The 6882-nt window shown below is 42.0% G+C and carries 7 protein-coding genes; all 7 read right to left on the bottom strand.

Annotated features, from left to right (window positions below):
• Nucleotides 1–73: 73 nt before the first annotated feature.
• The 7 genes from GMD1S_RS03985 to GMD1S_RS03955 all read right to left on the bottom strand — a co-directional run bounded on the left by GMD1S_RS03985 (nt 74) and on the right by GMD1S_RS03955 (nt 6852).
• Complete coding sequence (locus tag GMD1S_RS03985) at nt 74–970, bottom strand: ROK family protein (RefSeq protein ID WP_000150239.1); 897 nt, start codon at nt 968–970, stop codon at nt 74–76.
• Between the two features lie 17 nt (nt 971–987).
• Nucleotides 988–1905 carry a dihydrodipicolinate synthase family protein gene (locus GMD1S_RS03980; RefSeq protein ID WP_001281472.1) on the bottom strand — a complete coding sequence of 306 codons (918 nt, stop codon included), beginning with the start codon at nt 1903–1905 and terminating at the stop codon, nt 988–990.
• 171 nt (nt 1906–2076) lie between these two features.
• On the bottom strand, nt 2077–2721 hold the full coding sequence (locus GMD1S_RS03975; protein WP_000057470.1) for a YesL family protein: 645 nt from the start codon (nt 2719–2721) through the stop codon (nt 2077–2079).
• Nucleotides 2722–2741: 20 nt separating this feature from the next.
• Nucleotides 2742–3194: a YhcH/YjgK/YiaL family protein gene (locus tag GMD1S_RS03970; RefSeq protein WP_000575469.1), complete on the bottom strand. Its 453-nt coding sequence runs from the start codon at nt 3192–3194 to the stop codon at nt 2742–2744.
• Nucleotides 3195–3583: 389 nt separating this feature from the next.
• Entirely contained in the window at nt 3584–4423 is an 840-nt protein-coding gene (locus GMD1S_RS03965) for a carbohydrate ABC transporter permease (RefSeq protein WP_001183243.1), read from the bottom strand.
• Nucleotides 4424–4438: 15 nt separating this feature from the next.
• Nucleotides 4439–5305, bottom strand: coding sequence for a carbohydrate ABC transporter permease (locus GMD1S_RS03960; protein WP_161800156.1), 867 nt, complete (start codon nt 5303–5305; stop codon nt 4439–4441).
• 218 nt (nt 5306–5523) lie between these two features.
• Nucleotides 5524–6852, bottom strand: a complete 1329-nt coding sequence (locus GMD1S_RS03955; RefSeq protein WP_000672115.1) for an extracellular solute-binding protein — start codon at nt 6850–6852, stop codon at nt 5524–5526.
• Nucleotides 6853–6882 lie beyond the last annotated feature (30 nt).

The raw sequence follows: 6882 nt of genomic DNA, 5'->3' as shown, positions 1-6882 counted from the left end.
ACTCTTCGAAAATCAAATTCAAACCACGTCAGCTTCACCTTGCCGTACTCAAGTACTGCCTACGGCTAGCTTCCTACTTTGCTCTTTGATTTTCATTGAGTATAAAATGATAATAGGCACCCAACATCCCTGCTGTATTTTGGTGATGGGCAAATTCTAATCGTGTTTTTTCAGCTAGGCTTGGTACCAAGGCGGCCTTCAAGGCTGCGCGAATCTTCGGTTTGAGGATAGCTTCTTGCCCCATGATACCGCCACCGAGAATGACCACTTCTGGATTGGCAACGTAGCAAATATTTGCCAGACCTTTTCCTAAATAGTCTACCATGCGGTCAATGCCAGCCATACAGATCTTGTTTCCTTCGGTAGCTTCCTTGAAAATGCGTCGCCCATTCCACTGATCAACTGAATCTCCATGAGCTGTTGCTACATACTCAACCAAGGCTGTCGTAGAAGCAAGATCCTGAAAAGCTCCATCCTGCATGTGCATGTAACCGACTTCGCAGGCCGAATTGCTAAATCCATGGAAGACTTTCCCATCCATAATCAAGCAACCACCGATACCTGTTCCAATGGTCAAGCAAAGTGTGACACTCGCTCCCTTACCTGAACCAGATACTGCCTCAGCAAGACCTGCACAGTTGACATCATTTTCAATCTCACAAAGAATAGCAAAACTCGTCTCGATTTCCTTCTTGAACTGGGTTCCTGCATAGTTGGGAATCTGAGGACCAGCATAGAAAATCTCACCCTTATCAGGATCCACCATTCCTGCAGAAGAAATGGCAACACCTGCTACTGGGCCTTTTTCTATATAGCTGGCTACGATATCTTTTGTCTTTTGTAAGATATGAGGTCCACCCTTATGCGCCTCGGTTGGCATTTCATGCGATTCAACAAGTTGGCCTTCTTGGTCAATCAAACCATATTTGATGTTGGTTCCACCGATATCAATTGCAACGTAGTGTGTCATAAATACCTCCTTATGGATTAGAGGAAGCGCTCCTTGGTTTCACGAATCAAGGCTGCAGCTGCTTCTACAACTGGTCGATCTTCTTCAGTCACTGGCGTCAATGGTGAACGGACAGAACCAATGTTCAAGCCTTCATTGATTTTCAAGACTTCTTTGATCACACCGTACATATTTCCATGAGCAGAAGTGAGCTTGCCAATGATTGCGTTGATAGCGTATTGCAATTCACGCGCTGTTTCCAAATCTTTCTCTGCAATCAACTCATTAAGTTTCAAGAAGAGTTCTGGCATAGCACCATAAGTACCACCAATACCAGCTTTGGCACCCATGAGGCGACCACCTAGGAATTGTTCATCTGGACCATTAAAGACGATGTGGTCTTCTCCACCAAGGCTGACAAAGGTTTGGATATCTTGAACTGGCATAGAAGAGTTCTTAACACCGATAACACGAGGATTCTTCAACATTTCAGTGTAGAGACTTGGAGTCAAAGCAACACCTGCCAATTGAGGAATATTGTAAATCACGTAGTCTGTGTTTGGAGCTGCAGCACTGATATCATTCCAGTATTTGGCAACTGAGTATTCTGGCAAGCGGAAGTAAATCGGTGGAATCGTTGCAATGGCATCTACACCCAAGCTTTCCGCGTGGCGAGCAAGCTCCATACTATCTTTGGTATTGTTGCAAGCTACGTGAGCGATAATGGTCAATTTCCCTTTGGCAACTGCCATGACTTCTTCCAAAATCAATTTGCGGTCTGCCACACTTTGGTAGATACATTCACCAGAAGAACCGTTGACATAGAGACCTTGAACTCCCTTATCAATGAAGTATTGAACCAAAGCACGCGTACGCTCTGGACTGACTTCTCCTTGATCATCATAACATGCGTAGAAGGCTGGAATGACACCTTCGTATTTTTTCAAATCTGACATAGATTTTCTCCTAAGATTTCTTTTTTTCTGCTGAGAGCAGTTCTATTTTTTACAAGTTTAGTATACACCTTGTGAAAATCGCTTTCAATATCTTGTATACACTTAGATTTTAGTTTCTACTTGTATTTTAGAAACTGTAACGATTGAAAGTAGTTTCAGAAATACCTCATCCTACTGGTATTTGGCGAAAATTTTCTCCATCAATCCTGCTTGGAGAAAGACCAGCAAACCAAAACCAAAGAGGATAAAAGCTGACCCACCCAAAAGGAGAGTGAAGGCGGATAGATAAAGAACCATCACTATGAGAAAGAGAATGGCTAACATGAGGAAGAACCAAGGAAAGTTAAAACTTGCCAAGATAAGCCCTTTTTGCAGCACTTCTTTCCAAGATAAATCATAGCGCGCAGCGATGGGATAGCTAGCCAGCATCACGAGAGTGAGGAAGATGAGAATCCCCAAACAAATTGCTTTCACAATCTGGAAAGGCAAAGCAGTCTGTCCCCAGAAGAGATAGAGGTCTAGAAGGCTTAATGACACAATGCCCAACTCTAACAGACCCAACTGAAGCCCCAGTTTCAGATTTTGCTTGAAGGCCCTTATATAAGTTCTAAAGACTGGTACCCGTCTGCTTCTCTTAATCTCGAACATAGTCTCATAGAGGCTGATTTTCGCCACTCCAATCGTCACGATGGGCAAACAAGAGACGACAAAAAGAAGATTGACTGCCACAATATCCAAGACCTTCTCACTGAAACGCATGAGAAAATTATCTGTATCAAATGCTGCCTTGATAAGGCTTACTCCTTTTTGTGCCATGTTTGCTCCTCCTGATTCTTTTAATCAATCAAAATTTTAAAGAGATACTTGCGAACCTTTTCTTCCATCCCTGCGTAGCCATTTGGCTGGTGTGGTTCTCCGGGGAAGAAAATCGCAAAATTGTGATAGCCCAACAAGATTGGGTAGCGTTCATGACAATGGACAAAACCAATGTCGCTCACTTCGTCGAATGCTACTGCCTCGTCTTTGATACGTGAACCGTAGCTCGAATATTCATGTCCTTCTACCAGTAAATGCAAGTCTGCATAGTGTTTATGGTGCTCAAACTGATCATTTTCAGCTTGATTGAGGACATTTTCCTGAACAACTAGAAAGACCTTGTCCCCGTCAATCTCATACTTACCGAGTTCGAAAGAATCCTTACGGTGCTGGTAGAGATAGTCGATAGCCTTATCTAGATTGGGATGAAGCCCTTTGTAAAAGGTGATGTTTTTCAAATCGTCAAAAATCATACTGTTTCCTTCGTTTCTGATAGTTACTAGTTTTCAGTTCCGAATTATCCTTCCTCTATTTCCCTGTAACAGTGCGGACGGAAGCAAATTCCTTCGGAATTTCATTCCTAATTTTTGAGCCTTTCACTCCTTCATCGTCAGTCTCAAAAATTCCGTCTAAGATAAGCGTTAATTGCTTATCTTAGATACCACTAAAGCGGGAAATAGTTACCCTAAAACGAACCTACTCTATCTAGCATCATGAAAAGAGTTCATTCTTAAGTTTATAAGTGTCTGACAAAACTTCACGAAGTAACTGCATACTCTCCATTTTGTAGACACTTATAACTCTATATTTCCATGGCATGTCAAGACCACTTCTGCAATCTTGATACACTAATTTACTTTTCTTAACCTTTGACCGCTCCCATAGTGATCCCTTGAGTGAAGGATTTTTGGAAGACAAGGAAGACTGTTACGATTGGCACTGCTGCAAGAGCTGCACCTGCCATGATCAAACCATAGTTGGTTGCCATTTCGGCCTGCATGGTCGCAACCCCGAGTGAGATGGTCAAGTTTTGACGTGAAGTCAACATAACCAACTGCATAAAGTAGTCGTTCCAAGTATTGATGAAGGTAAAAATCGCAAGAGCTGCAAATCCTGGTTTCACAATAGGGAAGGCTACGCTCCAGAAGGTACGAATCTCACCACAACCGTCGATTTTAGCTGATTCAAGCAATTCTGTTGGGATGTTTTCGCTGAACTGTTTCATGAGGAAGACCCCAAATGGCCATCCAATCAAAGGCAAGATAACTGCCCAAAGAGTATCGTGAATTCCCATGAAGTTGACGATACGTACCAATGGTACAAGGACAACTTGTTTTGGAAGCGCCATGGCAGCGATAAAGACTGCAAAGAGAATGCGCTGACCATAGAAACGTTTCTTAGCCAAGACATAACCTGCTAGAGAAGAGGTTGCGCAGACTAGGAACATGGTTACCAATGAGATAAATACAGAGTTCCACATCCACTGCATAGCAGGGTTTTGCACCATGAGTTGTTGGAAGTTCTCCATGGTTGGCATTTTAGGGAACCACTGTGGTGGAATCATAATGGTATCAGGTTGTGATTTGAAGGCCCCTGTCAAGATCCAGTAGAATGGAAAGATGAACAGTACGGTCAACAAGAGCAAGATAATCGTTGAAATAACAGTGAAAGCTGTTAAAGGTTTCTTTTGTGTAGGTTGCATAACTGTCTCCTTTCTTTAGTATTCTACGTCGTTTCCGAGGATCTTGAATTGAGCAAAGCTGACAATGGCAATCATCACTGCCAAGAAGACACCGATGGTATTGGCATAGCCGTATTCTGTCAATTGGAAGGCTTTTTCGTAAAGGTAGTACATCAAGGTACTTGTTGAGTAGTTTGGACCACCAGAAGTCAAGAGCTGAATCAAGGCGAAACATTGGAATGAGTTGATGGTTGTGATGATCGCGATGTAAAGAGTTGTTGGAAGAAGGCTAGGCCATTTGATCTTCCAGAAGACTTGGAATTCAGTCGCACCGTCTACACGCGCTGCTTCAACAAGTGAGTTATCAATATTCCCCATGGCAGCGATATAAAGAATAATCGGTTGACCAACAGATGTTGTCAAAAGGATGATCATAATCGCTAGCAAAGCCCAGTTTTTGTCACCCAGCCAAGAAATATTTTGGCTGATGATATGGCTTGACTTAAGGACAAAGTTTAGAATCCCTGATAGTGGGTCATAGATCCATTTCCATACAACCGTTACGGCAACACTACCTGTAACTACAGGAAGGAAGAAGACGAAACGATAGAAAGAACGGGCAATGGCATTTTGATGATAGGTTTGAGATGCTACAAAGAGCGAGAAGAGAACCACAATCGGAACAGATCCAATAACCAGGATAACGGTATTGATCAAAGACTTCATAAAGACAGGGTCTTTAAACATGCGAATGTAGTTGTCCAAGCCCACAAACTCAAATTTCGTCATGGAGTAGTTAAAGAAACTTGTAATGAATCCCATAATCATAGGAGCCAAGACAAAGATGACAAAGAAGAATAACACTGGTGCTAGGAAAGCGTAGGAAATCACTGTTTCCCGCATACGAATTTTATTGACTTTCACAGTCGGCACCTCTCTTTCAAATAGAATAGTTTTTGATTTTCTTGAACTGTTTTAAAACCAAAATGAAATTTTTTAAGATTCGCTTATGTAAGAACTTCATTTTAATTTCGTGACAGTTCCTACCATTTCAAACAAAAGTCCCCCTTTTCTTACACCGTAGTGCACAGGGAAAAGGGGGAATCAATCTGACTTAGTGCTTATTGTTTTGTAGCTTTTTTGATGGTTTCGTTAGCTTTTTCAGTGAAGACTTTCAAAGCATCTGCTGGTTTTTCGTCACCATTTGATACAGATTGCAACATTGGGAACCAAAGTGTTCTCATTTCAGCAAATCCATCGATAGTGTTGTAATATGGTGAGTAGTATTTAGTCCAGCCACTGATTGTTTCCATACGTTTGTCTTCATAAAGTTTGCCAAATGAAGTACGAACTGGGAAAGCACCTGTACGAACTACGTCTTTAGGACCCCATTCTTTGTCATCTGCGATGAATTGAACGAATTTCTTAGCAGCTGCGACTTTCTTATCGTCTTTGTTATTAAATACTGCAAATCCGTTTACAAGGTATTCAAGAGATGGTTTACCAGAGTCTGATGGGAATGGTACTTCTACCACATCTACCTTACTTGCTTCCAAGAGTTTCGCTTGGATACCGTTTTGAGCTGGTGCCCAAAGGATTGTGTATGAAGTTTGACCGTTGGCAAAGTTTTGGATGTCTGCTCCACCGTCAAATTGTGAACCGTTGTTCAACAAACCGTCTTTAATCCAGCTAGCAGCTTTTTCAAGACCTTTGACGAATTTAGGATCGTCAGTTGTATATTTAGTTACATCTTTATCTGTTACAGAACCACCGTAAAGGTTTGCAATGAAGGCACGTGTTCCTTGGTCTCCCCCTTGACCAGCACTGAACAATGAACCTGGAGTGTAGCCTTTATCTTTAAGGGCTTTCAAAACTTTTTCAAAGTCATCAGTTGTCCAACCTTCTTTAACAAGGTTAGCTACACCAGCATCTTCCAACATTTTCTTGTTCATTGCCATGTAGAATGGTGCTGAACTGATTGGATACATGTAAGCTTTATCTCCAGCCTTACTTGCTTGTACGATATTTTCGTTGTTGACATCTTTGACAAATTCGTCTGTGAAGAGGTCGTTCAACTCAGCCAATTTACCGTTTTTACCGTATTGGATGATACGTCCTGGTGCGTCAAAGAGTACGTCTGGCGCTGTTCCAGCTTCGATAGCTGTTGTGATCTTTTCTGGACCTGACTTGAAGTCGATGGTTTCCAATTTCACTTTTACATCTGGATTTGCTTTTTCAAAAGCTTCGATGATTGATTTTTCATAAGTTCCAACACCGTCACCCGTTTTTTCTTGTGTGAAGACTGGGAATGCCCACCAAGTGATTTCTGTTTTTCCGCTATCGCTACTAGAACTTCCAGCATCCTTACTTCCACCAGAGTTACCACAAGCCGCAAGGCCAAGAATCGCAGCACCCGCAAGTACTGTACAAGCTAGTTTTCTAAATTTCATTTGTATTCTCCTAATTGATAAGCGTATCCA

The organism is Streptococcus sp. GMD1S (genome assembly GCF_000296875.1).
GTDB lineage: Bacteria > Bacillota > Bacilli > Lactobacillales > Streptococcaceae > Streptococcus.
Note: the sequence above shows the minus strand (reverse complement) of the source record. Positions and strands in the feature narration are given on the sequence as shown.

Coding starts and splice junctions, on each gene's coding strand:
- GMD1S_RS03955 (WP_000672115.1), bottom strand. CDS start 6,852: ATGAAATTTAGAAAACTAGCTTGTACAGTACTTGCGGGTGCTGCGATT.
- GMD1S_RS03975 (WP_000057470.1), bottom strand. CDS start 2,721: ATGGCACAAAAAGGAGTAAGCCTTATCAAGGCAGCATTTGATACAGAT.
- GMD1S_RS03985 (WP_000150239.1), bottom strand. CDS start 970: ATGACACACTACGTTGCAATTGATATCGGTGGAACCAACATCAAATAT.
- GMD1S_RS03960 (WP_161800156.1), bottom strand. CDS start 5,305: ATGCGGGAAACAGTGATTTCCTACGCTTTCCTAGCACCAGTGTTATTC.
- GMD1S_RS03965 (WP_001183243.1), bottom strand. CDS start 4,423: ATGCAACCTACACAAAAGAAACCTTTAACAGCTTTCACTGTTATTTCA.
- GMD1S_RS03970 (WP_000575469.1), bottom strand. CDS start 3,194: ATGATTTTTGACGATTTGAAAAACATCACCTTTTACAAAGGGCTTCAT.
- GMD1S_RS03980 (WP_001281472.1), bottom strand. CDS start 1,905: ATGTCAGATTTGAAAAAATACGAAGGTGTCATTCCAGCCTTCTACGCA.